The sequence below is a fragment of the Streptomyces sp. NPDC007189 genome, from assembly GCF_040703635.1.
Classification (GTDB): Bacteria; Actinomycetota; Actinomycetes; order Streptomycetales; family Streptomycetaceae; genus Streptomyces.
This window is the reverse complement of the sequence record NZ_JBEYEY010000016.1, coordinates 194,970-220,827: the sequence shown is the minus strand read 5'-3', so window position 1 is coordinate 220,827 and position 25,858 is coordinate 194,970. Positions and strand designations below refer to the sequence as shown.

Sequence of the window (25,858 nt, the reverse complement as noted above, 5' to 3'; positions counted from 1 at the left end):
TCCGGTGCACCGACGGCCTCGCCGGGCAAGTCAGCCTGCGGCCTCCTCCGCCGGCACCGCCACGGCGGCGGCCGTCGCGCCGGGCCCGGTGATGGGCGGTACCGGCGCGTCGACGGTGCGGGCCAGGCGGGCGCCTTCGGGGCCGTACGCCGCGCGGGGTTCGGGGAACAGCCGCAGCAGCGCCAGGAAGAGCACGGCGGCCACCGCCAGGGACAGCGGCAGGCTGATGTCGACGCCGCCCGCCAGGTCGCCCAGCGGGCCGACGAACTGCCCGGGGATGTTCGTGAACAGCACCCCGATCAGCGCCGACACCCACCAGGCGGTCATGCCGCGCCAGTTCCAGCCGTGCGTGAACCAGTAACGGCCGCCGCGCTGACGGCGGTTGAAGACCTGCAGGGCGTCCGGGTCGTACCAGCCGCGCCGGGTGTAGAAGCCCAGCATCATCACGACCATCCACGGCGTGGTGCAGGTGATGATCATCGTGGCGAACGTGGAGATCGACTGCACGAGGTCCAGGCCGAACCGGCCGATGAAGATGAACGCGATGGACAGCACCCCGACCAGGATCGTCGCCTGGACCCGGGACAGCCTGGGGAAGACGGAGGAGAAGTCGAGTCCCGTGCCGTACAGGGAGGTCGTGCCCGTCGACATGCCGCCGATCAGTGCCAGCAGGCACACCGGCAGGAAGAACCAGCTCGGGGAGATCGCGAGCAGGCCGCCGACGAAGTCCGGTGCGGCCGGGTCGACGTACTTCGGGGCCTTGGCGGCGATGATGCTCGCCGTGGCCAGGCCGAAGACGAACGGCAGCAGCGTGGCGATCTGCGACAGGAACGCGGCGCCGACCACCTTGCGGCGCGGGGCGCCGGCCGGGATGTAGCGCGACCAGTCGCCGAGGAACGCGCCGAACGACACCGGGTTGGACAGCACGATCAGGGCCGCGCCGATGAACGAGGGCCAGAACATCGATCGCGTGGCCGCGTCCGCGGAGGCGGTGAACACGCCGGCGTACGACGGGTCGAAGTCGCCGGCGAAGGCGATGAGACCGAGCAGGAACAGCACGCTGGCCGACGTCACCGCGATCTTGTTGACGAAGAGCATGAACCGGAAGCCGTACACGCACACGGCGAGGACCAGCCCGGCGAACAGCGCGTAGGCGACGACGTACGACGGGGTGCTGCGCTCCAGGCCGAAGAGCCGGTGCGCGCCGCCGACGAGCGCGTCGCCCGAGCTCCACACGGAGATCGAGAAGAACGCGATCGCCGTCAGGAGGGACAGGAACGAGCCGACGACCCGGCCGTGCACGCCGAGGTGCGCCGAGGAGGAGACGGCGTTGTTGGTGCCGTTGACCGGGCCGAACACGGCCATCGGGCACAGGATCAGCGCGCCCGCGACGACGCCCAGGACGGTGGCGGCCAGGCCCTGCCAGAAGGACAGGCCGAACAGGATCGGGAAGGCGCCGAGGACACAGGTGGAGAAGGTGTTCGCGCCGCCGAAGGCGACCCGGAACAGGTCCAGGGGTGTCGCGCTGCGGTCGGCGTCGGGAATCCGCTCGACGCCGTAGGGCTCGACCTCGGTCAGCGCGGGCGCTGCTGCGGAGGTCGGCGGGGACTGCGGGGACTGGGAGGACAAGGCGGGCTCCAGCGGAGGTCGGCGGTGGAGCGCGGGGTGGCGCGGCGGGGGGACGGCTGCTCCCGGCCGCGGGGGTGTGCGGCGGGGAGACCGAAGCCGTCCCGGGGGTTGTCCGCCGACGTTACGGCGGCCCACAGACCCCGGACCAGAGGATGTTCCGTCCATATCTCCGCCCGCGGATGGACGGTTCATCCACCCGGCTCCCTAGGGCATGGGGCTCGGCGGGAGCTGCGCGGGGCTCACCAGTTCGCCGAGGACGTCGGCCATGAACTGGACGAGCCAGCGCTGGGAGGGGCTGCGGGAGGCCTCGTGCCGGGCGTACAGCGCGACCTCGATGGGCTCGGTCTCGAACGGCAGCCGTACCAGCCGCAGGCGGTGGGAGGCGGTGAAGACCTCGCCGACGTACTCGGGGACGATCGCGATCAGGTCGGTCCGTTCGAGCAGGTAGGGCAGCATCGAGAAGCGGGTGGCCTCCACGGCCACGCGGTCCAGGAGCCCGTAAGTGGCCAGCAGGGACCGGGGGGCGACGTGGCCGCTGGGCCCGTACACCGTCGCGTGGTGCTCGGCCGCGAGTTCCTCCAGGGTGACGGCGGCGCCGTGGATGCGGGGGTGGTCGGCGGCGATCATCGCGACGTAGCGCTCGTGGAAGAGCGGAATGCGCACGGTGCGGTGGGAGGTCAGGACCGGGGTGGCGACGAAGGCGTCGAGTTCGCCGCGGCGCAGCTGGCTCTCGGCCTCGTCCACGTCCAGCGCGCGGACGGTGAAGGCCACCCGGGGGGCGCGCTCCCGGGCCGCGGCCAGCAGGCGCGGCAGGAGGGTGGCCTCGCCGAGGTCGGAGAGGGCCAGGGTGAAGCGGCCGGGCATGGCGGTGGGGTCGAAGTCGTCGCCCTGGCGGATCGCTCCGTCGATGTCGGCCAGGGCGCGCTGCAGCGGCTCGTAGAGGCGGCGGGCGCCCGCGGTCGGGGTGAGGCCGCGGCCGGTGCGGTGGAAGAGCTCGTCGTCGAAGTGCCGGCGCAGCTTGGCCAGGCTGTAGCTCACCGTGGGCTGGGTGACGTGGAGGGTCTCGGCGGTGGCCGTGACGCTGCCGGTCTCGTAGAGCAGCACGAAGACGCGGGCGAGGTTGAGATCGAAGCTGCTCATATCGACGAAGTCTATATCGCGGCCCGACAACATTTATTGGTGGCCGGGTCGTGCGGTGCCTAGCGTGTCCCGCGTCACTGCGAAAGGAACCTCCGTGCCATCCGTGCGTCGTATCTCCCACGAGTTCCTCGAGCGCCAGGGGCTCACCACGATCTTCGGCAACCCCGGCTCGAACGAGCTGCCCTTCCTCGCCGACCTGCCGGACGCCTTCCGGTACGTCCTCGGTCTGCACGAGGGCGCGGTGGTGGGCATGGCCGACGGGTACGCCCAGGCCAGCGGTCGACCGGTCCTGGTCAACCTGCACGCCGCGTCCGGCTCGGGCAACGCGATGGGCGCGCTGACGAACGCCGTGGCCTCGCGCACGCCGCTGGTGGTGGTGGCGGGGCAGCAGGTGCGGTCGGCCATCGGGCCGGAGGCCAACCTCTCCAACGTCGACGCCCCGGCCCTGATGAAGCCGCTCGTCGGCTGGGCCGCCGAGCCGGCGTGTGCGCAGGACGTGCCGCGCGCGCTCGCCCAGGCCGTCTTCGAGGCGCGGCTGCAGCGCCGGCCGACCTACCTCTCCGTGCCCTACGACGACTGGGCGGCCGACGCGGGCGAGAACGCGGCGGCCGTGCTGGACCGGCAGGTCGGGCGCGCGGGGGTGCCGGGCGGGGAGCAGGGACGCCGGCTGGCCGAGGCGGTGGCCGCAGCGCAGCGGCCCGCGCTCGTCCTGGGCGGCGACATCGACTCGGCCGGGCTCTTCGACGACGCGGTGCGGCTGGCCGAGCGGCTGGGCGGACCGGTGTGGGCGGCGCCGTCGCAGTTCCGGCTGCCCTTCCCCAACCGCCATCCGCTGTTCCGGGGCGTGCTCCCGGCTGGCATCGAACCGGTCTCCCGGGCTTTCGAGGGCCACGATCTGGTGCTGGTGCTCGGCGCTCCGGTGTTCCGGTACCACGAGTACCTGCCCGGGCGGTACCTGCCGGAGGGCACCCGCCTGATCCAGGTGACGGAGGACGCCTCCGCCGCCGCGCGGGCGCCGATGGGCGAAGCCCTGGTCGCCGACCCCGCCGCGGTGATCGAGCTGCTGATGAAGGCGCTCGACGCACCCGAGGAGCCCGTCGGCGACTACCGGCCGGTGCCCGCGCCGCCGTCCGTCGAGGGGCCGCGCCTGCACCCGGAGGAGGTCTTCGCCGCCCTGCGCGACGAACTGCCCGGCGACACCGCGTACGTGGTGGAGTCCACGTCGACGAACGCCGCCTGGTGGCGCCAGATGGACCTGCGCCGGCCCGGCTCCTACTACTTCCCGGCGGCCGGCGGCCTCGGTTTCGGGCTGCCCGGCGCGGTCGGCGTCGCCATGGCCGAGCCGGACCGGCCGGTCGTCGGCGTGATCGGGGACGGCTCGGCCAACTACGGCATCACCGCCCTGTGGACGGCGGCCCAGCACCGCGTGCCCCTCACCGTGGTGCTGCTGCGCAACGGAACGTACGGCGCGCTGCGCTGGTTCGGCGGCCTCCTCGGCGTGCCCGACGCACCCGGACTGGACATCCCGGGCCTGGACTTCACCCGCATCGCGCAGGGCTACGGGGTGCCCGCCCAGCACGTCACCGGCGTGGACGAGCTGCGGGCCGTCCTGTCCGAACGCCCGGACGGCCCCCGCCTGGTCCAGGTCGACACGGCGCTCACCACGCCGTCCTGAGCACGCTCGCCCTCGTCAAAGAGCTCAGCACCCTTCGGGTGACGGAAGGAAGACCCATGACACTCCTCGACAGCGACGTCTGGAGCAAGAAGTTCCTCAGCGACGGCTGGAAGGACGCCGCGCGCGAGCATCCGGTGACCGAGCCGGCGACCGGCGCACACCTCGGCACCGTCGGCCTGGCCACACCCGACGACGTGGCCCGCGCCGCCGCGCGCGCCGCCGAGGCGCAGCGGACCTGGGCGGCCACTCCCCCGCAGGAACGGGCGGCCGTACTGCGCCGCGCGGGCGAGCTGTTCACCGAGCACGCCGCCGAGATCGAGGACTGGCTGGTGCGCGAGGCCGGCTCGGTGCGGGCGAAGGCGGCCTTCGAGGTGCGGCTCGCGCTGGGCGAGTGCTTCGAGTGCGCGGCGCTGCCGACGCATCCGCAGGGTGAGGTGCTGACGTCCGAGGACGACCGCTGGTCGTTCGCCCGGCGCCGCCCCGCGGGCGTGGTCAGCGTCATCGCACCGTTCAACTTCCCGCTGATCCTCGGCCTGCGCTCGGTGGCGCCCGCGCTGGCGCTGGGCAACGCGGTGCTGCTCAAGCCGGATCCGCGGACCGCGGTCAGCGGTGGCGTCGTCATCGCGCGGATCTTCGAGGAGGCCGGGCTGCCCTCCGGCGTGCTGCACCTGCTCCCCGGCGACGGCTCGGTCGGCCAGGCGGTCGTCGAGGCGCCCGAGGTCCGGGTCATCTCGTTCACCGGGTCGACGCCGGTCGGGCGGGCGATCGGCGAGCAGGCGGGCCGGCTGCTGAAGCGGGCCCACCTGGAACTCGGTGGCAACAACGCCCTGGTGGTGCTGCCCGGCGCGGATGTGCAGAAGGCGGCCTCCGCCGGCGCCTTCGGCTCGTACCTGCACCAGGGGCAGATCTGCATGACGACCGGCCGCCACATCGTGCACGAGTCGCTGCTCGACGAGTACACCGCCGCGCTCGCCGCGAAGGCCGAGGCGCTGCCCGTCGGCGATCCCGCCCGGGAGGACGTGGCGCTCGGCCCGATCATCGACCGGCGCCAGCTGGAGCGGGTGCACGGCATCGTCACCGACAGTGTCGCGGCGGGCGCGACCGTGGCCGCGGGCGGCGAGATCGTGGGCGCCGGCTACCGGGCCACGGTCCTGACCGGCCTCACCACCGACATGCCCGCCTGGCGCGAGGAGATCTTCGGGCCCGTGGCGCCCGTCATCGGCTTCGCCACGCTCGACGAGGCCGTGAAGATCGTCAACGACTGCGAGTACGGGCTGTCCGTCGGCATCCTCGGTGACGTCGGTACCGCCATGAAGATCGCCGACCGGATCGACTCCGGCAAGGTCCACATCAACGAACAGACCGTCAGCGACGAGCCCAACGCCCCCTTCGGCGGCGTCAAGGCGTCCGGCACGGGGTCCCGGTTCGGCGGAGCCGCCGCCAACGTCGAGGCCTTCACCGAGACGCAGTGGGTCACCGTGCGCCCGGACATCGCCGACTACCCGTTCTGAACTCCCCTTCCGCTCCACCTCCCACTCCCTCCCCGCAGCCGCTCCAAGGGGTACGCCACATGACATCCGCCGTCTCGTCCAACGCGTCCGACGCCGCCAGAAGATCCGGCGCCGACGGGCGCAACGTGTGGACGGTGATCCTGTGCTGGATCACCGTCATGCTCGAGGGGTACGACCTCGTCGTCCTCGGCGCCATCATCCCCGTCCTGCTGAAGACCCATCACCTCGGCATGACCGCCGGGGACGCGACCACCGTGGCCACGCTGTCGCTCGTCGGTGTGGCCATCGGCGCGGTCCTGGTCGGCCCGCTGGCGGACCGGCTCGGGCGGCGCCTGCTGCTCATCGGCTCGGTCGTGCTGTTCTCCGTCTTCACCCTCCTGGTGCCGCTCGCCGGCTCCGTGACGATGTTCGCCGTGCTCCGGCTCGTCGCCGGTCTGGGGCTGGGCGCCTGCATGCCGGTGTCGCTCACGATGATGTCCGAGCACATGCCGGCGCAGCGGCGGGCACGGGCCAGCACCCTGACCATGACCGGCTACCACACCGGCGCCGTGATCACCTCGCTGCTGGCCCTGCAGGTGACCACGAACTGGCAGGTCCTCTTCTACGTCCTCGGCGGCGCCGGACTCGTCATCGCGGTCGTCCAGTGGTTCCGGCTGCCGGAGTCGGAGGCGTTCGTGCGCGCCAAGGAGGAGCCCGCTTCCTCGCGCGTCCCGTTCACCGAACTGCTCAAGCCGGCCTACCTCCGCGCGGGCATCGGCATCTGGGTCGCCTCGTTCATGGGCCTGCTGCTGGTCTACGGCCTCAACACCTGGCTTCCCAAGCTGATGAACGACGCCGGTTACCCCGTCCCCACGGCGGTCACGCAGCTCCTCGTGCTCAACGTCGGCGGTGTGGCCGGCCTGGTGCTGGGCGGCTTCGTCGCCGACCGGCGCGGCATCAAGCTGACCACGCTCGGCTGGTTCGCGATGTCGGTGGCGATGCTGGCCTGCCTCAGCGTCAGGATGCACAGCGATCTGCTGCTGGACGTCGTGGTCTTCTTCACCGGCGTGTTCGTCTTCTCGGCGCAGGTGCTGGTGTACGCCTACGTCACGCACTTCTACCCGGCTGCCGTTCGCGGCACCGCGCTCGGCTCCGCGTCCGGCATCGGCCGCATCGGCTCCATCGTCGGCCCGTCGATCACGGGTGCGCTCGTGGCCGCCGGGATCGGCCACCCCTGGGGCTTCTACTTCTTCGCTGCCGTGGCCGTCCTCGGCTTCGCGGCCGTCCTCACCCTGCCGGGACGGTCCGGCGCCGGCCAGGAGGAGTCTTTGGAGCCCGCCGCCGCCTGAGGCAGGCGGCACGCCCACGGACCAGGCCGAGGGCCGAGGACCGTGGGCGTGCCGCAAGCCGCTCCTGCGTTCACGTGGCCGCACCTGTCAGGGCGAGGAATTCGCTGCGGGAGCGGGCGTCGGAGCGCAGCAGGCCGAGCAGGGTCGAGGTCATGGTGCTGGACCCGGTCGCCTGCACACCGCGCAGCGTCATGCAGGCATGTTCGGCCTCGATGACGACGCCCACGCCCTTGGGCTCCAGATGGCTCTGGAGCCAGTCGGCGACCTGCTTGGTCAGGCGCTCCTGGACCTGCGGGCGGCAGGCGAAGTGCTCCACGACACGGGCGAGTTTGGACAGGCCCAGGATGCGGGCGCCGGGCAGGTAGCCGACGTGGGCGGTGCCGACGATGGGCAGCAGATGGTGCTCGCAGACGGTTCTGACCGGCATGCGGCGGGCCAGGACGAGTTCGTCGTAGGCCTCGTCGTTGGGAAAGGTGGTCAGGTCGAAGGGGCGGGGGCTGAACAGTTCGGCGTACGCGCGGGCCATGCGGCCGGGTGTGCCGCGCAGGCTTTCGGAGGCGGTGGAGATGCCGAGGGCGTTGAGGAACTGGCCGGCCGCGGCTTCCGCTGCGGCCAGGTCAATGCCTTCGAGTTCGTGGACCACCCGCAGGGCCGGCCGTGCCGGTGGCCCTGCTTCCTCGTCGTGGAGGTCTCTTCGGGCGGTGGTGCGCTGGGGGCGCTCGGTCATGTCAGCTGCCCCCGACGCCCAGGGCGGTGAGCAGGACCAGGACGACAGTGACCACGGCGAGCAGGCCGTGGGCCACCACGACCGGCACCGGGAAGTGCCGTTCGGCAGGAACTGCGCCTTCTGCTCCCGGCGTTGACGCGGCGGTTGTGGCGCCCCCGGTGGCGCGGTCGCGGTAGACGGGGATCCAGCGGGCCAGCATCACGAACCCGAGCAGGGCGACCGGCAGGAGCAGGCCGAACGCGGTCCAGGCCAGGGCGGTCTTGTCGGCCACGACGTAGATGATCCACACCACCAGTCCGATGGCGGCCAGGGCGAAGTGGCCGAAGACGGCGGGAGCGGGCAGACGGCTGGTGCCGGTCTGCTGTTGCCGGATGCCGCCGCGTCGGATCCAGGTGCCGAGCATGTAGAAGCCGCCGAGGGCGGTGACCACCCAGGCGATCAGTGCGGCGATGTCCATGGGAACTCCCGGGTGAGATGGAGGTGAAGACAGCCGGAAGAGACCGGCCGCCGTGGCAGGGGGTACGGTCAGGCTGGGGTGCGTGGGCTCCTGCGGCCACCGTCGGACGTGTATCCCTCGGCCTGGGTGGTCTCGTCGGCGACGCGCACGCCGTAGCGGTAGGCGAGTTTGCCGCCCAGGAATCCCGAGACCGCGAGGGCCGCGATGCTGATCGCGGACAGGACGAGCCTGCCGATGCCGACACTTCCGCCGCCGGCGTAGTCGCCGTGGCGCCACAGGAAGTTGACGACGTAGGCGGCGGTCACCAGCAGGTTCAGCGTCATGTGCACCAGAGCGGTGCGAAAGGCCGGGGTGCCGGCGGGGATGGCGAACAGGTCGAGGAAGCCGACCATGGCCGCCAGCAGCGCGCCGATCACCCCCACCGCGATCAGCCACTCCGAGGACTGGGTCAAAAAGCCCGGACGGTGCACGACGTGGGACGCGATGTCGAACACCAGGCTCGTCACCCAGGCACCGATCGGCACGGTCACCAGGATCGGGTGGAACGGGTGGCCGTACGGGCCGGCGAGCGAGGCACTGACCGGGCGCTTCGCCTGCAGCTGTGACTCACGGGTCATAGCGACCTCCCCTCTATTTTCACCAAGAAATATTGGTCTTATTGAGGGGAGGCGTCAAGCCGTGCAGCCCACAACGAACGAGGAACGCTTGTGCCCATGCGGATGGGAGTTACCGTGGTCGTGTGGATTCCGACCCGACCGCGCAGGCCGACACGGCCGACAGCGCCATCGACTCCGTCAGCGTCCTGAGCGAGGACTCGCGCCGGCGCATGTTCGCCTTCATCCGCCGCGCCCGCCGCGCCGTCACCCGCGACGAGGCCGCCGCCAGCGTCGGCATCTCCCGGAAACTCGCCGCCTTCCACCTCGACAAACTCGTCGACGCGGGCCTGCTGCGCGCGCGCTACGAAACCCCGGGCGGGATCCGCAAGGTCGGCAGGCAGCCCAAGGTGTACGAGCCCACCGACGCCCAGATCACCGTGAACATCCCCGACCGGCGCCACGAACTGCTGGCAGACCTGCTCCTGGACGCCGTCCTCACCGAGGGCGCCGGCGAAAACGCCACGCAGGCAGCCCTGCGGACCGCCGAACAGCGCGGCCGGCAGCTGGGCGAGGCCGCACGGGAGGAAACCCGCCCGGGCCGCCTGGGCGCCGAGCGCGGCCTGACCGCGTGCGAGCGCCTGCTGGAGCAGTACGGCTACGAACCCGTCCGGGACACCCCGACCCAGCTCCGGCTGCGCAACTGCCCCTTCCACCCGCTGGCCGCCAAGGCCCCCGACCTGGTGTGCGGCATGAACCACGCCTTCCTCTCGGGCTACCTCCACGGCCTCAAGGCCAACGCGCTCCAGGCCGTCCTGGCCCCCGAGCCCGGGGAATGCTGCGTGCGGCTGGGCCCGAGCGACCCCGAGCAGGACGACGAGACCACGCGCGCCGAATCCCCCGGTACCGGAGGCCAGACTTGACGGGAGGCGGGGGATCAAGCGCCGTCCCGGGCGCCTCGAAGCCGAACACAGAGGGGTCCTTGGTCTGGTTGAGCATGGCGGCCATGTCGCCGCTCCAGGCCTGGGTCATGAGCGCATTGCCGTTGAGGAGGTTGTTGTAGCTGTCGCTGACTTCGGTCCGCTCGCCAGCGCGGCCAACTCGCCTCCGTCAGCGGCCTGTTGGACAGGCTACCGGCCCATGCGGAGACGATCTGCGGCGGCACGCCCCTGGACGGACCCGGGTACTTCCACCCGGCCACGGTGATCGCCGGGGTCCGCCAGGAGGACGAGATCACACAGAGCGAGGTGTTCGGACCGGTCGTCACCGTCCAGCGGTTCACCGAGGAGTCCGAGGCGTTCCGCATGGCGAACGCCGTCCCGCAAGGGCTGGCCGCAAGCGTCTGGACGCGCGACCACGACCGCGCCATGCGCGCGTCCCGCGCGCTCAGCACCGGCATCGTCTGGGTCAACACCCATGGCACCACGGTCTCGGAAATGCCGCACGGCGGAGTGCGTCACTCCGGCTACGGCAGCGACCTCTCCCTGGCCGGCCTGCTCGACTACACGCAGGCCAAGCACGTCATGCTGTGACGGGCACGGCCGCACGGCCGACGCCGTGATCCGCGATCCCGTCGGCCGGGCCGCCGCCACGCCTGCCGTTCCGGACCGGCGGTATCGGAGCGACGCCCACCGGATGAGCGGCGCGATTCCCCGACAACTGCTCCCGCCCCGGCCGTTGACGACTCTCACGGGCACCCCTACATTACCCCCGACATGAGGAATTGAAACGTTTCAATTGCTGCGTCAGGCCGGATCGACCCGCGACATCGCGCCGCCGATCCCAGCTCGCTCACCCCCGCCCAGCCACTCCACACGGGTGGCCAGAGAGAAGGAGTACGGCGTTGAGCAGTGACGGGAAGCACCACGCAGGTTCGGGTCAGCCCGATGAAGAGCTGCCGTCGCTCAGCAGGCGACGCTTTCTGAGTACCGGCTCGGGCGTCGCGGCGGGCGTGCTCGCCGGCGGCTCCGTGCTGTCGTGTCCGGGTGTCGCAGCAGCGGCCCCGCGCACCGCCGCAGCCGGACCCGTCGACCTGTCGAGTGCCCACTGGATCTGGTACGCCGAGGGAAGTCCCCGCGACACCGCCCCCGCCGCTCACCGGTACTTCCGCAGGACCTTCAGCGTCCCGGCCGGCAGCGCCAGCGACGCCCAGTTCGTCGTCACCGGTGACGACACCGTGGACGTATGGCTGAACGGACAGCACCTGGCCGCTTCCGCGCGCACCGCGGATGCATGGCAGCGCGCCCTCTACGTCGACCTGCGCCCCGCGCTCACCGGCGGGCACAACACGATCGCGGTCGCCTGCAGGAACAACGGCGGTCCTGCCGGGCTCCTGGGACGCGTCCACATCACGACGGACGGCGGCACGACCGACCTGGTCACGGACGGCAGTTGGCGCTCCGCGCAGTCGGCGCCCACGGGCTGGGAGGAGTCCGCGTTCGACGACTCGGGCTGGCAGGCCGCCATGGACCTGGGCGCCTACGGCGTCTCCCCGTGGCATTCCGGCGTCGCCGCGCCGGACCTGTCGGCGGCATCGCCGCTGAACGTCGCGGGCCTCACCGTCGAGCACCAGGTCACGCCGCTCGGGGTGGACGCGCCGAAGCCGCGGTTCGGCTGGACCCTGGACTCCGCGACGCCTCAGCAGCACCAGGCCGGCTATCAGATCCAGGTCTCCTCGACCGGCGCCGGTCGCGGGGACCTCTGGGACAGCGGCCGGATCTCCTCGGCCCAGCAGGTCGACATCGCGTACAACGGCACCACACTGCACAGCCTCACCCGCTACCACTGGCGGGTCCGCGTGTGGGACACCCAGGGACGGGCGAGCGCCTGGAGCGACCCGCAGTGGTTCGAGACCGGGCTGCTCGACCCGGCCGCTGAATGGCACGGCGCCTTCATCGGCCAGGCCGCCGCCCCGAACTTCGCGGGGGCGAGCTGGATCTGGTACCCCGAGGGCGATCCCGCGTCGTCGGCGCCGGCCGGCACCCGCTACTTCCGCCGTACCTTCACGCTCGCCAGTACCCCGGCCGGCGCGGTCCTGGCCATCACCGGCGACGACACGGCCGACGTCTGGGTCAACGGCGTGCTGGTCAGCTCCTCGCCGAGAGTCACCGACTCCTGGAAGAGCGCCGCGCTCGTCGACCTCGCCTCGCACCTGACCAAAGGTGCCAACACCATCGCGGTGTCCTGTACGAACACCAGCGTCTCCCCCGCCGGGATGCTCGCCAAGCTCGTCCTGCCGGGCGGTCAGGCCATCGACAGCGACACCTCCTGGAAGGCCTCCCCGTCCGGGCCGGCGGGTTGGCACACCCCCGGCTTCGACGACAGCGCCTGGCCCGCGGCGATGTCCGTCGCCGCGGCCGGCGGCGGTCCGTGGGGCGTCGAGGTGCGCGTGGTCACTCCCGCGCCCATACTGCGCAAGCGCTTCACCATCTCCAAACCGGTGGCGTCCGCCCGGCTGCTGACGACCGCGCTGGGTCTGCAGGAGACCCGCCTCAACGGCGCGAAGGTCGGCTCCGACGTCCTGGCTCCGGGCTGGACCGACTACCAGAAGCGTCTGCAGTACAAGGTCTTCGACGTCACCTCCCGGATCAAGCAGGGCGCCAACGCCCTCGCGGCCTGGGTCGGCAACGGCTGGTACAGCGGCAGCCTCGGTTTCGCCGGCAGCCAGCACTACGGCACCCAGCCCTGGTACTCCGCCCAGCTGGTGCTCACCTTCACCGACGGCACCTCGCAGACGATCGCCACCGACAGCAGCTGGAAGACCAGCACCGGAGCGATCAGAGCGGACGACCTCTACCACGGCGAGACGTACGACGCGCGGCTGGACGTCCCCGGCTGGGACGGCGCGGACTTCGACGACTCCGCGTGGGCCGCCGTCACCGTCTCCCCGGTCTCCGTGCCCCCGTTGGTGTCCCAGGTCGACGGCGGGGTCACCGTCCAGGCGGAGTTCTCACCCGTGGCCATCACGCAGCCGCAGCCCGGCGTGTGGATCCTGGATCTGGGCCAGAACTTCGCGGGCTGGAACCGGCTCTCGCTGACCGGCCCGGCCGGCACCACGATCACGATGCGGCACGGCGAGGTCCTCAACCCCGACGGCACGCTCTACACGACCAACCTGCGCACGGCCCAGGCCACCGACCGTTTCGTCCTCGCCGGCACCGGCTCCGCCGAGACCTACGAGCCCCGTTTCACCGTCCACGGCTATCGCTACGTCGAGCTCACCGGTCTGCCCTCAGGGGTGACCCCGACGAAAAGCACCGTCACCGGCCGTGCCGCCTGGACCACCGCCGACCAGCTCGGCACCTTCACCACCTCCAGCACACTGCTCAACCAGCTTCAGCACAACATCACTTGGGGGCAGCGCAGCAACATGCTCTCCATCCCCACGGACTGCCCGCAGCGCGACGAGCGTCTGGGCTGGACCGGAGACATCGCCGCCTTCAGCGCCACCTCCACGTTCAACCTGGACGTCCACCGGTTCCTGGCGAAGTTCGTCGACGACCTGGTCGACGACCAGCAGTCCAACGGGGCGTTCACCGACGTCGCCCCGAGCGTGATCAACGGCTCCGGCACGGCCGGCTGGGGCGACGCGGGCGTCATCGTCCCGTACACCTTGTGGCAGCGTTTCGGGGATGTCCGGGTCGTCGACCGGCACTTCACCGCGTTCGCCGACTGGGTCGACTATCTGCGCGACACCGCCGGCAGCGACCTCATCCGCAACCAGCAGACGTACGGCGACTGGCTCAACGTGAACGACGAGACGCCGCATGACCTGATCTGCACCGCCTACTTCGCGTGGGCCGCGCGGCTGGTGGCACGGATGGCCGATGCCACGGGCCGCACCGCGCAGGCCGCGTCCTACGGGCAGTTGGCCGATCAGGTGGCGGCGGCCTTCGCCGGCCGGTACGTAGGACAGGACGGTTCCGTCGGCAGCGGCACGCAGACCGGATACGTACTCGCCCTCGCCTTCGGCCTGGTGCCCACCGCCCTCGTCCAGCGGGCCGCGGACAAGCTCGCCGCCAAGGTCGCGGCCACCGACGGGCATCTGACGGTCGGGTTCCTCGGCGTGGAGAACCTCCTGACCGTCCTGGCGAGCAACGGGCACGCGGACGTCGCCTACCGGATTCTGCTGCAGAGCGACTATCCCGGCTGGGGCTACATGATCAGCCGCGGCGCCACCACCATCTGGGAGCGCTGGGACGGCATCCGCACCGACGGCTCCTTCCAGGATCCCGGTATGAACTCCTTCAACCACTACGGCCTCGGCTCGGTCGGCGACTTCCTGTACCGGCACATCGCGGGCATCGGTCCGGACGCTCCGGGCTACCGGACCCTGCTCGTCGCTCCCCAGCCGGGTGGGGGCCTGACCTCGGCTTCCGGCGCCTACCGGACGCCGTACGGGACCGCTGAAAGCAGCTGGTCCGTGTCAGCAGGCCAGTTGACGCTGGACGTCACCGTCCCGGCCAACGTCACCGCCACCGTGGTCGTACCCACCTCCCAGCCCGGCTCGGTCAAGGCACCCGCTCAGGCAGTCCCCTCCGGAACCGCCACGTACTGTCTTCCGGCGGGCAAGTACAGCTTCAGTGCAGCGCTGTGAGGGACAGTGATGCGGGCCGGGCGTCGGCCTCGGCGCGCGTCTGATCGCCGGCCCGTGTTCTCTTTTCCGGCGCCGTCCCTGAATGCGGACCATCGGTTGATGATCTGCCGCGCCGCGGACGATGAGAGCCAGGCAGCACTGGACCGGTCGTGCACACGGTGAGGCCGAACCGTCCCTTCACGCACTGACCCGCGAACCTGCGCGGCCGAAGGCTCGTTCAGGTCGCGCCGGGCCATGGCCGCGCGGGCGCCCGGCGTCCCGCCCGCGCTGTCCCGCCGACCGCCGGCGACGGGCCCGCCAGGCCTACGGCCGTCCGGGCTGGCCGCGACGGCCTCGCGGCGATCTCACGGCGGCCCGGGCGGTCGTCGTGCGGTGCGTACCGCCGGGCGTCACTGCGCACGGGAGGTGGCGCCGCGCAGGAAGACGGCGCTGCTGAGCGCACCCAGGAGCACGAGGGCGGCGTTCACCGCGATCGCGGCCTTCAGCCCGCCGAGGATGGCCGAGGCGCCGGTGCCGGTCATCGCGGCGGTGGCGATGGCGCTCATGATCGGCGTGCCCATGGTGATGCCGATCTGCTGCGTCATGGTGGCGAGCCCGGTGGCCAGTCCCTGTTCGTGGTCGGGTGGCGACCAGCAGCAGCCCCATCCACCCGCGGTCGTCGCCGAGGCCGAGCAGGGCGGCCGTGAACACCGTCTGCAGCAGCCCGCCGGCGATCTGCGTGCTCTTGCTGCCGATCTTCCCGATGCCAGCGCGGAGAAGCCCACGCCGGCTGGCGGAACTCGTCGGCCAACTCGCCGTCCAGTGCGACGAGTTCGCCACCCGCTGGGCCCGCCATCCGGTGCGCACCTGCACCTCGGGCGTGAAGCGGCTGCACCATCCGCTCGTCGGCGCGATGGTCCTCAGCTTCGAGAACCTCGTCATCCCGGGCACGTCAGGACAGCGGCTGATCGCCTACACCGCCGAGCCCGGCTCGCCCTCCGAGGCGGCGCTGCGCCTGCTGGGCAGCGCGGCCGCCTCGGAGAACTCGACGGCCGAGAACGTCTCCGCGACCGCACGGCCCTGACAGCGCGCCGCGCGCGTGCGGTCGGGCCCGGACGGACGGGCGGCGCATTGCAGGCAACACTGCGGGCAGAGCCAGTGCGCCCGCAGGACGGCCGTGGGGATGCCTCGGGCCTCCTTACCAAGAAGCCCGCAATCCATCCGGTCAGCCTTGTCGCCCACCAGGCGCGCGGCTCCGCATCGCACGTCACCGACCAACAGTCGACAACAGTGCGCGCTGCTGCCACCGGACCCAGTTGTCTACGGCCCTTTCAAGCAGTCCTCACCAGTAATGCCGACGGCCGGCGACTGCGTGGCCGACCGAGCCCAGGATCCACAGCACGATGCCGATCACGGCGAGGATGATGCCGATGGTCCACAGGATGGATATGCCGGTGACGAAGCCGACGACGAGCAAGATGATGCCGAGGACGATCACGGCTGCCTCCCGCTGCAGGTAGTACTACCTTCACTGTGCCCCTAAAGCGACGATTTATCCCATTGGGATGTGCAGCGGGGCACCCCGGTGCGAGTCCCTCCACCACGTTTCGCCCTGGACAGGCGGCCCCGCGCCTGGGCCGTTTCCTGCGGGCGACGGGTCAGCAGGGGAAGGTGCCGCTGTAGAGGGCGTGTCCGTAGGAGGAGCTTCCGGAGCCGAAGCCGTAGATCCCGTCGTCGCTCCAGACCGCTTCGCGGAAGCCGTCGACGCAGGTCGAGGCCGGCGCGATCGCGAAACCTTCGAGGTTGTCGGTCGGCATGACGGCCGGATTGGTGTAGGTCACGTCCGGAATGATCGCGCCGCTGGGGTTGATCTTCATGAGGGTGTGCGTCTCACCGCAGGTGTTGTCGCAGGTGGCGATGACGCGCTGGGTTCCGGCGTCGAACGCCACGTCCATCACGGAGTCCTCGCCGGTCGCGACCGTGCCGAACGTGGTGAACGTGCCGTCGGAGTTCAGGCCGTAGACGTGCAGCGTGCCGTCCCACTCCAGACCGGCGAAGAACAGGCCCGACCCGTGCAGCGGATAGTTCGCCGGGTTGTACCGGGCGCCGGTCAGCGGGTCGACCCAGCCGTTCGCGGTCAGCCAGCTGTCCGGTACGTAGCCGACGCCCTCGAAGCCCAGGTTGGCGTCGTCCTTGCTGCCGGTGTCGAGCTGCGGGAACTGCGAGGTCATGTCCCACTGGCGGATCGGCGTCAGCGTCGATCCGGTGGCGGCCGGGTCGAACTCCATGATCGTGTCCTTGGGGACCGTGTTGTCGGTGTTGTCGCGTTCGGAGGTCACGTAGACGTGGCCGTCACCGCCGACCGTCAGCCCCTCGGAGTCCGGCTCGCCGGAGCCTCCGGCGAAGCGGATCTGCTTGCCGGTCGCGCTCCACGACGGGTCCGGGATCCACTTGCCGTTGCTCTTGACCAGCTTGTACAGCCAGTTCTTGTTCTTCGCGGCCCACAGCACCGACGGGTTCGCCGGGTCGAACGCCAGGCCGCTCAGGTCACGGCCCTCGGGACCGGTGGACGTGGTGAACGCGCAGACGTTGTCGGCGATCGTGACGTCCGGTCCGCCCGGCCACGCCAGGGTGCCCGACGGGGCGGAACCCGTCCCGGTGGGCGCCTCGGGCGTGCAGCCGCTGGTGAGCGAGCCGCCGCCACCCAGCAACTGGCCGGTCTGACCACCGCCACCACCGCCGCTGCCCGAGCAGGAGTTCGCGCTGCCGAGCGTGGCGGTCGTGGCGGTCCGGAACCAACCGGTGCCGTTGCCGCAGCGCTCGTCCGACGGCTTGGCGCCATCGGTCGCCCAGGTCACCGAGTCGATGGTGTTGCCGTTGCCGTCGAGGACGAAGACCGAGTCGTTGTCGCCAAGGCCGAGGGCGGAGTTGAACGTGACATAGCCGCCCCCGGGGATGCTGGTGGCGCTCGGCGAGGACGACGAGATGGCAACCGGGGAGTGGCTGGTGTCATTGTCGACGTACTTCCACGACGCGATGCTGACCGCGCTCGTGCCGCCGTTGTACAGCTCCACGGTGTCTGCGCCGTTCGAGGTGACCTCGTTGATCCGCACCCGGTTCGCCGCCGGTACGGACGACGGGCAGCCCGAGGTGTTCGAGGCGCCGAAGGTGGTCGCCGCGGTCGTGGTCACCCACGCCCCGGTGCCGTCGCCGCCGCAACGCGCCATCGCCGGCTTCGCCTCATCGGTCGCCCACTCGACGCGGTCGACCGCTGTGCCATCGGACGTGTAGATCACCAGCTTGTCCGAATCGCCCAGCCCCTTGGGCGAGTTGAAGGTCACGAAGCCGCCGGCCGGGATGGTGCCGGCGGACGGGCTGAACGTCTGCGGCGAGAAGCTGTCGTCGGACACCTTCCAGCCGCTGATGCTCACCGCGGCCGAGCCGGCGTTGTACAGCTCCACCGTGTCGTCGCCCGACGACGTGACCTCGTTGATCCGAACGTTCTGGTAACCGGCCGGGGCCGTGGCAGCCGCGGGCTGCGCGGCGAGCACCCCTGTGACGAGCAGCCCTGAACACATCAAAGCCGCGGCGCATACGGAGGCGACACCGGTACGCGAGAGTGAGACAGGCACGACGCCCAACTTTGATCACACGACCTTGAAACGGCGTGTCCACCACTTGAACGCCACCTGCCGCTCACCGAAACGCCAGGAGCGCATCGCCACGGTGCGGTACGGCGGCATCGAGAAGACGAGGCAAAGCGCGTAGCCGGCAATCAGCGTGTGCTGATGCAGAAGGGATGCCCAGCGGGGTCGGTGAGGACCCGCGCCGTGTCCTCGTGAGGCTGGTGATCCGGCTTGCCCGCACCCAGTTTTCGCAGCTGGGCTTCTGCTTCGTCCAGGTCGCCCTCGGTCTTGAAGCAGAGGTGAAGCTGCTGGGGAACGACTTGGTCGGGCCAGCTCGGAGGCCGGTAGTCGTCGACTCGTTGAAAACCGATGAAGAGGCCGTACTCACCCATGAGGCCGGCGAACTCGGCGTCCGACTTCGGGTGGGGTTCAAGTCCGGTGGCCTGCTGATAGAACGACGCCAGAGCCAGCGGATCTGGGCAATCGAGCGTTATAGCGACCAACTTCACCTGCAGGGGCATGGGACCTCCGGGCCGATCAGTCGACTTCCGCGATCAACACCCTAGAGGTGGCCGCCTTTGGGTTGAGCCGGACGTCGACCGCCTGTCTGCCCGACTCAACCGTGGTCGTCGAGGCCTGGGGGTCTACCCGCCGTCGTCGCGGCGTGCCGTGGCGAAGCGGCGTTGGTAGGCCGCGGGGCTGATCGACAGCTCCCTGGCGAACACTCTCCGCAGACTTTCGTAGCTGGGGAAGCCGGCGAGGGCGGCCGCCTGCGTGGCGGTGTACCCCTGGTCGAGCAGGGCCTTCGCCATGTCGAAGCGGATCGATTCCACGTAGCGGGCCGGGGTGGTGGACAGCTCGTCGCGGAAGAGCCGGGTGAGATGGCGAGGGCTCACGTTGAGGTGCCTGGCGAGCTCACCGAGTGAGTGGTTACCCGAGGGATCCGCCGTCACCAGGTCGGTGATCTTGCGCAGTGCCGGTGTGCGGGGCGGTGATCCTTGCAGCGGGGCGGAGAACTGCGACTGGCCGCCCGACCGCTGCAGGTAGACCACCAGGGCGCGGGCCACGTCGCGAGTGAGGTCGGGGCCGTGGTCCTCCTCCACCAGGGCCAGTGCCAGGTCGATGCCGGCGGTGACGCCCGCCGAGGTGTAGACGGCGCCGTCTCGTACATAGATCGCGTCGGGTTCCACGCGGGTGCTCGGGCAGCGCGCGGCGAGCTGATCCGTGACCTTCCAGTGGGTGGTCGCCCGCTTGCCTTCCAGCAGACCAGCGGCGCCGAGAACGAAGGCTCCCGTGCAGATCGAGGCGGTCCTCGTCGCTTGGGTGGACAGGATTCGAGCGGCCTTGGCCAGATCATGGGCGACGGGGGTACTTGGGTAGACGTCGGCGCCGGCCACAAGGAACGTGTGAGGGGCCCCTTCGGATTCGGCGTCGCCGGCGACCGAGATCCGGATCCCGTTCGATGCGACGACGTCGGCACCGCTCGGTGACACCAGTACGACGCGGTAGTGGGCACCGAGCCGATTCGCCTCGGTGAACACCTCGGCGGGTCCGGCGACGTCCAGCAGTTTGACGCCGTCGTACACCAGGATCACGACCCGATGGGTGTGGGAGCTCATCGTCACCTTTCTCCCCTGTCTGGATTCGGGTGGTTCACGGCCGGACCGAGGCGGCGCGGAAGGCCCGATGGTCGGCACCGTGGAGGAACGCATCCGTCCAGTGCAGTACGAAAAAGATACCGGAAGGGTCTGACCTCATGACCGAAATCGTCGCAGGCGTTCAGGTTCCCGACACCCCGGCGGCCGCCGAGGCCACCCGGCACATCCGGGAGACAACCAGTCCCCTTCTTTTCCACCACTCCCGGCGCGTCTACTTCTTCGGTGCCATCCAGGCTCGCGAACTCGGTCTGGAACCCGATCCCGAGTTGCTCTACCTGTCGGCGCTTTTCCACGATTCCGGCCTCCTGACGCCGTTTTCCGACAAGGAGCAGCGGTTCGAGATCGACGGCGCCGACCACGCGCGGAATTTCCTGCTCGGCCATGGTCTGTCGACGATGGCCGCCGACACGGTATGGATGGCGATCGCGCTGCACACGACGCCCGAAATTCCGGGCCGCCTGGGACCGGAGATCGCGGCCACGAACTATGGGGTACTGACCGATGTGATCGGTCTGGGACTGGACAGGATGGATCCCGGAGAGGTCGAAGAGATCACGGCCGTCCATCCACGGGGCGACTTCAAGAACGAGTTTTTGCAGGCTTTCGTCGAAGGACTCAAAAACCGTCCCGACACCACCTACGGAACCGTGAACCAGGACGTGCTGGAGCACTTCATCCCAGGTTTCCGGCGCACGAGCATGGTCGAACGCGTCATGGATTCACCTTGGTCCGAGTGACCGGCATGCGGTCCTCCGTCGGGATCATGGCCAGCGTCCCCGGCCACGAGCGCTCGGCGGCGACGCCTGACAGCAGCGACGCGGCGTGACCGGTCAGCCGCGTGCGAATGCGAGGAGGTCGGCGTTGAATCTCTCCGCGAACTCGGGGACCATCGACAACCCGTGCGGAGCACCCGGATAGACCTTGAAGGTCACGTCCTTGACGAGCTTGGACGACTTGTTCGCGGACGCCACGATGGGAACGATCTGGTCATCGTCGCCGTGAATGATCAGCGTGGGGATGTCGAATTTCTTGAGGTCCTCGGTGAGATCCGTCTCCGAGAACGCCTTGACGCAGGCGTAGGCGCCTTTGATACCCACTGACATGCTCCAGAGCCAGAACGCGTCGCGGGTCCCCTGAGAAACGGTCGATCCCTCGCGGTTGGCGCCGTAGAAGGGAGCGCTGAGTTCCTTGTAGAACTGAGAACGGTCCGTCAGGACGCCTTTTCTGATCTCGTCGAAGGCCTCGATCGGCAGCCCTTCCGGGTTCGCTTCCGTCTTGACCATCAGCGGCGGGATCGCGCCGAGCAGGACCGCCTTGGTGACGCGGCCCGAGCCGTGCCGGCCGATATAGCGTGTGACCTCTCCCCCACCGGTCGAGTGGCCGACCAGGATGACGTCACTGAGGTCGAGAGCCTCGATGACCGAGGCCAGATCATCGGCGTACGTGTCGAGGTCGTTCCCCTGCCACGGCTGGTCCGAGCGTCCGCCTCCGCGCCGGTCGTGGGCCACGGCCCTGAAGCCGTTGTCCGCCATCAGTTTCAGCTGCGGATCCCACGCGTCCGCGGTCAGAGGCCAGCCGTGGGAGAAGACGACCGCCGGGCCCGATCCCCAGTCCTTGAAATAGATGTGAGTGCCATCCTTGGCAGTGGCAAAGGCCATGATTGCCTCTCTAGCACTTGTTGCGAAATTCGTGCTGCATGGAATTCAGTGCCCGAGCCGCACGGGAAATGGCACCCCACGGCCAGCAGCGGACGCGCATCGGGGACCACGGAGAGGCCCACACCGGAAGGCGGCCGAGCAGCACGTCGTGGCTCCTACGCTACTCGGAACGACACCCTTGAGCGCGTCGGGCCGGCGGCAGGCGCCACCCAGGAGGGTTTCGGTGTCGTGATCACACGAGCCACGCCAAGGTCATGTCACCTCGACCGGTGAGCCGTGAGACGTAGTGCTACAGCTCGATCTGCCCTGTCAGCCGCCATTCGATGTACTTGGCCAGGCTCGGTGCCACCCAGGTTCGGCTGTCGTCCTCGTGGTTCCAGGCGAAGACATCGGGCCTGCCGATCCTGGAGAGGAGCGCCAAGAGGTCTCCATTCCCCGCGTCCGCGAAGAACAGCAGTGGATCGAACGGCATGTAAAGGGCGGCGAGCCCGGTGTCCTCACGAAGGGTCTGGTTCTCGGAAGCGATACGGTCGGCAGACCAGACGAGCCCGTCTCCGTACTCCCCCTCGATGCCGTTGCTCTCTCGAAGTAGGGCGGCGAGATCCCTAGGCAGAGGCTGGCCGAGAACCGTGGCACAGCGGATCAGTGAGGACTCCGAAGCAGGGGGTTGGGGGACGACCGTGCCGGGCAGGGCAGCAACGACTTCGGTCCACACAGTTGATTTGACCTCCATGAGCCGGGCCGTGATCGAGCCGGCCGGCAGCCCGGTCGGCATGTAACAGGAACCGGGACTCGACGATCTCCCAGAGCGGTACCGCATGACTCGGGCTATTGTCGGAGCCGGGCGGGCATCATGTCGAGGTGGTTGCTCCCCACTCCCCACCGCTGGCAGCCGCGCGCGAGTTGTTGGAAGTAACCAACCACGTGCCCGACGGGCAGCTCCGCTTCGTCGGCTTCGCGAGCTTCGCTCTGGCGCCTGACCAACGGGCCGAACACGGCGCCCTGTTCGTCGGCAGAGCCGCTGGCGTCTCGCGGTCGTTTCGCCCCGACGACGAGATCGCGGCCATCCGGTGGTGGGACCTTCGAGAATCTTTGCCGGGGCGACTCCAGCCGCTGGACGCCTGCCTCGCAAAGCTCAGCCGCAACACGTCGAGGAGCACCCGCCACGGCGCAGCCGAAGGTTGAAGAACAAGCTCAGAGCCTGTTGTGAACTCCTGAGCGTTTCGGCCTTCTGAACACGTTTATACGGGGAGGAGGCGCGTCACCATGGTGTCGATCAGGGCGTCTAGCTGGTGCGGCGCGAGGAGCGCGGGGACGGTCAGGTCGTCGACGATCAGTCCCAGCATGGCCAGATAGAGCACGACCACGCCGGTGCGGTCGCCAGGCAGGCCGTGGCCCAGGTGGAAGTCGATGTTGGCGTCGAGCTCGGCGGTGAAGAAGCGCGCCAGCTCCGCATGCAGTTCGGGCCGCCGGGTGGCTTCCAGGCGCAGCTCCAGCATGGCCAGGTGACTGCTGCGGTCGCGGCGCATGCGGTCGACCAGTTGCAGCATCAGAGTTCTGACCATCTCATGCGACGGCTCGGCGTCCAGCGTGCCGGCCAGTTCGGCCGGATCCGGGGTCAGACGCTCGCGGGTGCGTCTCATCACCTGGGCCAGCATGTCGGTGCGGTGGGCGAAGTAGTTGGACGCCGTCCCGGTGGGCACGGCGGCCTCCTTGTCGACGGCGCGCAGCGTCAGGCCCCGAGAGCCCTCGCGGGCGAGGACCTCGATGGCGGCATCGAGCAAAGCGGTACGGCGGGCCGGGTTCTGACGCATCGACAGCTCCTCGGAGAACTCATTGACAGCACTGCAGTTGAAGTACTACGTTCGGACCACTTCAATCAGAGTACATCAAGTGAGGCGGGCAGACGGCTCCGCCATGACGTCTACAGCGAAAAGAGACCTGGATGCGCAAGCTCACCTACTACGTCGCTGCCAGCCTCGACGGCTACATCGCCGGTCCGGACGGCGGTTACGACTTCCTTCCGTTCGAGGGTGAGGTGCGAGAGGCGATCCTCGCCGAGTATCCCGAGACGATGCCGGTGCACGTCCGCGGGCCGCTCGGCCTGACCGCCACCCCGCCCCGGCACTTCGACACCGTGATCATGGGTCGCGGCACCTACGAGCCGGCCCTCAAGGCAGGCATCACCAGCCCCTACGCCCACCTGAAGCAGTACGTCGTCTCCCGCACCCTGCACACCACTGACCCCGACGTAGAGATCATCGCCGACGACCCGACGGCGCTGGTGCGCGAGTTGAAAGAGCAGGACGGGATGGGCATCTGGCTCGCCGGCGGCGGCAAGCTGGCCGGCGCGCTCCGCAACGAGATCGACGAACTGGTCATCAAGCACAATCCGGTCGTCATCGGCTCCGGCATCCCGCTGTTCGACGGCCCGTTCGCTCCCACCGGCTTCCTGCCCGCCGCGCGCCGCGACTTCGGCTCCGGCGTCAGTATCGTCACCTACACGCGCACATGACGTGAGCGTCCAGCACCGCAAAAGCACTCGAAGTACGTCAGTGACCTCGGCGGGCGTTGAGGCGGGCGGCCTGACGGGTCAGGTGGTCGCGTTCGGCGAGGTTGGGGGCCTTGTGGGCCGCCTCGGCGTACAGCCGTGCCGCCGTGGCCAGGTCGCCGTCGCGCTCGTGGAGGTAGGCGGCCACCGCGGTGTGGCGGGGCAGGGAGGCGTCCAGCCCCGCGAGCGCGGCCAGGCCGGCGCGCGGTCCGTCGGCCTCGCCGACGGCCACCGCGCGGTTGAGCCGGACGATGGGACTGTCGGTCAGGCGGGTGAGCTCGTCGTACCACTCGACGATCTGCACCCAGTCGGTCTCCTCGGCGGTGGGCGCGTCGGCGTGGAGGGCTGCGATGGCGGCCTGGGCCTGGAACTCGCCGAGCCGGTCGCGGGCGAGGGCCGCCTGAAGTATCTCGATGCCCTCGGCGATCAGGCGCGTGTCCCACCGACGGCGATCCTGTTCGGCGAGGGGGACCAGGCTGCCGTCGGCTGCGGTACGGGCGGCGCGCCGGGCGTGGTGCAGCAGCATGAGGGCGAGCAGCCCGGCCACCTCCGGGTGGTCGACCTGGGCCGCGAGCTGCCGGGTGAGCCGGATGGCCTCGGCGGCGAGGTCGATGTCTCCGGAGTAGCCCTCGTTGAAGACCAGATAGAGCACGCGCAGCACGGTGGCGACATCGCCGGACTGGTCGAACCGCACGCCGGAGACCGTCCGTTTGGCCCGGCTGATGCGCTGCGCCATGGTCGCCTCGGGCACCAGGTAGGCCTGGGCGATCTGGCGGGTGGTGAGCCCTCCGACGGCGCGCAGGGTGAGCGCGACCGCGGACGCCGGGGTCAGCGACGGGTGGGCGCACAGGAAGTACAGCTGGAGCGTGTCGTCCACCGCGGGCGCGGGCCCGGGCGCCGGTTCCTCGTCGGCGAAGTCCTCGCGCCGGCGGCGGGCGGCGTCCGAGCGTGCCGCGTCGAGGAACCTGCGCCAGGCCACGGTGACCAGCCAGCCCTTCGGCTCCCGCGGAGGGTCGGCGGGCCAGACGCGGACCGCCTCGACGAGCGCGTCCTGTACGGCGTCCTCAGCCGCCGCGAAGTCGGCTCCGCGGCGGACGAGGACGGTGAGCACACTGGGTGTGAGGCTTCTGAGCAGGGCCTCGTCCATGGATGAGGTCACTCCGTGATGGTGGGCGGCGCGGTCAGGAACGGGCGCACCTCGAGCCACTCGTGGATCGGCTTGCCGCCCGCCCCGGGGGCGGCCGAGAGTTCCCCGGCCAGCTCGACGGCGCGCTCGTAGCTGTCGACGTCGATCACCATCCAGCCGGCGATGAGGTCCTTGGTCTCGGCGAACGGGCCGTCGGTGACCGGCGGGCGCCCCTCACCGTCGTACCGGACCCACGTCCCCTCGGGGGCGAGTGCCTGGCCGTCGACGAACTCGCCGGTCTTCTCCAGCCGGGCCGCGAAGTCGTGCATGTACTGCATGTGCGCCGAGATCTCCTCCGGCGTCCACTGGTCCATCGGCACGTCGTTGACCGCTGCCGGTGCGCCCCGGTAGTGCTTGAGAAGCAGGTACTTCGCCATCGTGTCTCTCCTCGTGCGAGTGCGACCCATTCTGGTCGCGTTCACCCCGGGGACGGAGCCGATCACGGGTTCTCGACATCGCCGTCCGAAATCTTTTTGGACCCAGGTGTCGCGGGCCAACCTCCAGGGAGGCGTGGAGGAGCGGAAGAGGTAGCGATAGAACCCTT

Annotated in this window: 23 protein-coding genes and 1 pseudogene; 9 read left to right on the top strand and 15 right to left on the bottom strand. The window is 70.1% G+C overall.

Features of this window, described 5'->3' with window-relative positions:
- Window positions 1-30 precede the first annotated feature (30 nt).
- Window positions 31-1,629: a cytosine permease gene (locus AB0950_RS29890; RefSeq protein ID WP_360569645.1), complete on the bottom strand. Its 1,599-nt coding sequence runs from the start codon at window positions 1,627-1,629 to the stop codon at window positions 31-33.
- A 204-nt stretch (window positions 1,630-1,833) separates the two neighbouring features.
- Window positions 1,834-2,769 (bottom strand): LysR family transcriptional regulator, encoded by a 936-nt coding sequence (locus AB0950_RS29885; protein ID WP_366779812.1) that lies wholly within the window; start codon window positions 2,767-2,769, stop codon window positions 1,834-1,836.
- Between the two features lie 94 nt (window positions 2,770-2,863).
- On the opposite strand from AB0950_RS29885, the gene mdlC reads away from it, so the two are divergent.
- The 3 genes from mdlC to AB0950_RS29870 are packed head-to-tail and all read left to right on the top strand — an operon-like array spanning window position 2,864 to window position 7,283.
- Complete coding sequence (gene mdlC, locus AB0950_RS29880) at window positions 2,864-4,444, top strand: benzoylformate decarboxylase (protein WP_366779811.1); 1,581 nt, start codon at window positions 2,864-2,866, stop codon at window positions 4,442-4,444.
- Between the two features lie 56 nt (window positions 4,445-4,500).
- On the top strand, window positions 4,501-5,955 hold the full coding sequence (locus AB0950_RS29875) for a benzaldehyde dehydrogenase (RefSeq protein ID WP_360151913.1): 1,455 nt from the start codon (window positions 4,501-4,503) through the stop codon (window positions 5,953-5,955).
- 59 nt (window positions 5,956-6,014) lie between these two features.
- The gene (locus AB0950_RS29870; RefSeq protein WP_360151910.1) at window positions 6,015-7,283 is read left to right on the top strand and encodes an aromatic acid/H+ symport family MFS transporter; all 1,269 of its coding nucleotides are present in this window, start codon (window positions 6,015-6,017) and stop codon (window positions 7,281-7,283) included.
- A gap of 70 nt (window positions 7,284-7,353) precedes the next feature.
- On the opposite strand, the gene folE is transcribed toward AB0950_RS29870, so the two are convergent.
- The 3 genes from folE to AB0950_RS29855 form a co-directional block, all read right to left on the bottom strand.
- Window positions 7,354-8,010: a GTP cyclohydrolase I FolE gene (gene folE, locus AB0950_RS29865; RefSeq protein WP_366779810.1), complete on the bottom strand. Its 657-nt coding sequence runs from the start codon at window positions 8,008-8,010 to the stop codon at window positions 7,354-7,356.
- A 1-nt stretch (window position 8,011) separates the two neighbouring features.
- Window positions 8,012-8,467 (bottom strand): hypothetical protein, encoded by a 456-nt coding sequence (locus AB0950_RS29860; protein ID WP_366779809.1) that lies wholly within the window; start codon window positions 8,465-8,467, stop codon window positions 8,012-8,014.
- A gap of 68 nt (window positions 8,468-8,535) precedes the next feature.
- Window positions 8,536-9,084 (bottom strand): DUF2231 domain-containing protein, encoded by a 549-nt coding sequence (locus AB0950_RS29855; RefSeq protein WP_366779808.1) that lies wholly within the window; start codon window positions 9,082-9,084, stop codon window positions 8,536-8,538.
- 122 nt (window positions 9,085-9,206) lie between these two features.
- On the opposite strand from AB0950_RS29855, the gene AB0950_RS29850 reads away from it, so the two are divergent.
- The 3 genes from AB0950_RS29850 to AB0950_RS29840 all read left to right on the top strand — a co-directional run bounded on the left by AB0950_RS29850 (window position 9,207) and on the right by AB0950_RS29840 (window position 14,656).
- The gene (locus tag AB0950_RS29850; RefSeq protein WP_360151898.1) at window positions 9,207-9,983 is read left to right on the top strand and encodes a helix-turn-helix domain-containing protein; all 777 of its coding nucleotides are present in this window, start codon (window positions 9,207-9,209) and stop codon (window positions 9,981-9,983) included.
- A gap of 198 nt (window positions 9,984-10,181) precedes the next feature.
- Window positions 10,182-10,592 (top strand): aldehyde dehydrogenase family protein, encoded by a 411-nt coding sequence (locus AB0950_RS29845; protein WP_360569653.1) that lies wholly within the window; start codon window positions 10,182-10,184, stop codon window positions 10,590-10,592.
- A gap of 311 nt (window positions 10,593-10,903) precedes the next feature.
- Window positions 10,904-14,656, top strand: coding sequence for a family 78 glycoside hydrolase catalytic domain (locus tag AB0950_RS29840; protein WP_366779807.1), 3,753 nt, complete (start codon window positions 10,904-10,906; stop codon window positions 14,654-14,656).
- Window positions 14,657-15,045: 389 nt separating this feature from the next.
- Here AB0950_RS29840 and AB0950_RS29835 read toward each other — a convergent pair.
- Window positions 15,046-15,400 (bottom strand): annotated as a pseudogene (locus tag AB0950_RS29835) (MFS transporter); the annotation flags it as partial.
- On the opposite strand from AB0950_RS29835, the gene AB0950_RS29830 reads away from it, so the two are divergent.
- Window positions 15,399-15,719, top strand: a complete 321-nt coding sequence (locus tag AB0950_RS29830; protein WP_366779806.1) for a hypothetical protein — start codon at window positions 15,399-15,401, stop codon at window positions 15,717-15,719. The pseudogene AB0950_RS29835 and the gene AB0950_RS29830 sit on opposite strands and share 2 nt — an antisense overlap.
- Window positions 15,720-15,977: 258 nt before the next feature.
- On the opposite strand, the gene AB0950_RS29825 is transcribed toward AB0950_RS29830, so the two are convergent.
- From AB0950_RS29825 to AB0950_RS29810, 4 genes are all read right to left on the bottom strand, one after another.
- Window positions 15,978-16,133 carry a DUF6131 family protein gene (locus AB0950_RS29825; protein ID WP_360151886.1) on the bottom strand — a complete coding sequence of 52 codons (156 nt, stop codon included), beginning with the start codon at window positions 16,131-16,133 and terminating at the stop codon, window positions 15,978-15,980.
- Between the two features lie 160 nt (window positions 16,134-16,293).
- Window positions 16,294-18,186, bottom strand: a complete 1,893-nt coding sequence (locus tag AB0950_RS29820; RefSeq protein ID WP_366779805.1) for a lamin tail domain-containing protein — start codon at window positions 18,184-18,186, stop codon at window positions 16,294-16,296.
- A 224-nt stretch (window positions 18,187-18,410) separates the two neighbouring features.
- A complete protein-coding gene (locus tag AB0950_RS29815; RefSeq protein ID WP_360151880.1) occupies window positions 18,411-18,782 on the bottom strand; it encodes a VOC family protein in 372 nt (123 codons plus the stop codon).
- Window positions 18,783-18,905: 123 nt separating this feature from the next.
- A complete protein-coding gene (locus tag AB0950_RS29810) occupies window positions 18,906-19,880 on the bottom strand; it encodes a DJ-1/PfpI family protein (RefSeq protein ID WP_360151877.1) in 975 nt (324 codons plus the stop codon).
- A gap of 137 nt (window positions 19,881-20,017) precedes the next feature.
- On the opposite strand from AB0950_RS29810, the gene AB0950_RS29805 reads away from it, so the two are divergent.
- Window positions 20,018-20,656, top strand: coding sequence for an HD domain-containing protein (locus AB0950_RS29805; protein WP_366779804.1), 639 nt, complete (start codon window positions 20,018-20,020; stop codon window positions 20,654-20,656).
- Between the two features lie 93 nt (window positions 20,657-20,749).
- Here AB0950_RS29805 and AB0950_RS29800 read toward each other — a convergent pair whose 3' ends face one another.
- The 3 genes from AB0950_RS29800 to AB0950_RS29790 all read right to left on the bottom strand — a co-directional run bounded on the left by AB0950_RS29800 (window position 20,750) and on the right by AB0950_RS29790 (window position 23,391).
- On the bottom strand, window positions 20,750-21,577 hold the full coding sequence (locus AB0950_RS29800; protein WP_366779803.1) for an alpha/beta hydrolase: 828 nt from the start codon (window positions 21,575-21,577) through the stop codon (window positions 20,750-20,752).
- A gap of 289 nt (window positions 21,578-21,866) precedes the next feature.
- Complete coding sequence (locus tag AB0950_RS29795; protein WP_366779802.1) at window positions 21,867-22,352, bottom strand: SMI1/KNR4 family protein; 486 nt, start codon at window positions 22,350-22,352, stop codon at window positions 21,867-21,869.
- Between the two features lie 466 nt (window positions 22,353-22,818).
- Window positions 22,819-23,391 (bottom strand): TetR family transcriptional regulator, encoded by a 573-nt coding sequence (locus AB0950_RS29790; RefSeq protein ID WP_366779801.1) that lies wholly within the window; start codon window positions 23,389-23,391, stop codon window positions 22,819-22,821.
- A gap of 131 nt (window positions 23,392-23,522) precedes the next feature.
- Between AB0950_RS29790 and AB0950_RS29785 the strand changes: the two genes are divergently transcribed.
- Complete coding sequence (locus AB0950_RS29785; protein WP_366779800.1) at window positions 23,523-24,092, top strand: dihydrofolate reductase family protein; 570 nt, start codon at window positions 23,523-23,525, stop codon at window positions 24,090-24,092.
- A gap of 37 nt (window positions 24,093-24,129) precedes the next feature.
- On the opposite strand, the gene AB0950_RS29780 is transcribed toward AB0950_RS29785, so the two are convergent.
- Both AB0950_RS29780 and AB0950_RS29775 read right to left on the bottom strand, forming a co-directional pair.
- Window positions 24,130-25,275: a DUF6596 domain-containing protein gene (locus tag AB0950_RS29780; RefSeq protein WP_366779836.1), complete on the bottom strand. Its 1,146-nt coding sequence runs from the start codon at window positions 25,273-25,275 to the stop codon at window positions 24,130-24,132.
- Between the two features lie 8 nt (window positions 25,276-25,283).
- Window positions 25,284-25,691 (bottom strand): YciI family protein, encoded by a 408-nt coding sequence (locus tag AB0950_RS29775; protein WP_360151859.1) that lies wholly within the window; start codon window positions 25,689-25,691, stop codon window positions 25,284-25,286.
- Window positions 25,692-25,858 lie beyond the last annotated feature (167 nt).

Excerpts from the sequence above, each read along its gene's own strand:
- AB0950_RS29815 (WP_360151880.1), bottom strand. The coding sequence starts at position 18,782 with ATGCCCCTGCAGGTGAAGTTGGTCGCTATAACGCTCGATTGCCCAGAT.
- AB0950_RS29795 (WP_366779802.1), bottom strand. The coding sequence starts at position 22,352 with ATGCCGACCGGGCTGCCGGCCGGCTCGATCACGGCCCGGCTCATGGAG.
- AB0950_RS29870 (WP_360151910.1), top strand. The coding sequence starts at position 6,015 with ATGACATCCGCCGTCTCGTCCAACGCGTCCGACGCCGCCAGAAGATCC.
- AB0950_RS29885 (WP_366779812.1), bottom strand. The coding sequence starts at position 2,769 with ATGAGCAGCTTCGATCTCAACCTCGCCCGCGTCTTCGTGCTGCTCTAC.
- folE (WP_366779810.1), bottom strand. The coding sequence starts at position 8,010 with ATGACCGAGCGCCCCCAGCGCACCACCGCCCGAAGAGACCTCCACGAC.
- AB0950_RS29805 (WP_366779804.1), top strand. The coding sequence starts at position 20,018 with ATGACCGAAATCGTCGCAGGCGTTCAGGTTCCCGACACCCCGGCGGCC.
- AB0950_RS29830 (WP_366779806.1), top strand. The coding sequence starts at position 15,399 with ATGCCAGCGCGGAGAAGCCCACGCCGGCTGGCGGAACTCGTCGGCCAA.
- AB0950_RS29875 (WP_360151913.1), top strand. The coding sequence starts at position 4,501 with ATGACACTCCTCGACAGCGACGTCTGGAGCAAGAAGTTCCTCAGCGAC.
- AB0950_RS29810 (WP_360151877.1), bottom strand. The coding sequence starts at position 19,880 with ATGAGCTCCCACACCCATCGGGTCGTGATCCTGGTGTACGACGGCGTC.
- AB0950_RS29800 (WP_366779803.1), bottom strand. The coding sequence starts at position 21,577 with ATGGCCTTTGCCACTGCCAAGGATGGCACTCACATCTATTTCAAGGAC.
- AB0950_RS29860 (WP_366779809.1), bottom strand. The coding sequence starts at position 8,467 with ATGGACATCGCCGCACTGATCGCCTGGGTGGTCACCGCCCTCGGCGGC.
- AB0950_RS29775 (WP_360151859.1), bottom strand. The coding sequence starts at position 25,691 with ATGGCGAAGTACCTGCTTCTCAAGCACTACCGGGGCGCACCGGCAGCG.
- AB0950_RS29785 (WP_366779800.1), top strand. The coding sequence starts at position 23,523 with ATGCGCAAGCTCACCTACTACGTCGCTGCCAGCCTCGACGGCTACATC.
- AB0950_RS29855 (WP_366779808.1), bottom strand. The coding sequence starts at position 9,084 with ATGACCCGTGAGTCACAGCTGCAGGCGAAGCGCCCGGTCAGTGCCTCG.
- AB0950_RS29790 (WP_366779801.1), bottom strand. The coding sequence starts at position 23,391 with ATGCGTCAGAACCCGGCCCGCCGTACCGCTTTGCTCGATGCCGCCATC.
- AB0950_RS29780 (WP_366779836.1), bottom strand. The coding sequence starts at position 25,275 with ATGGACGAGGCCCTGCTCAGAAGCCTCACACCCAGTGTGCTCACCGTC.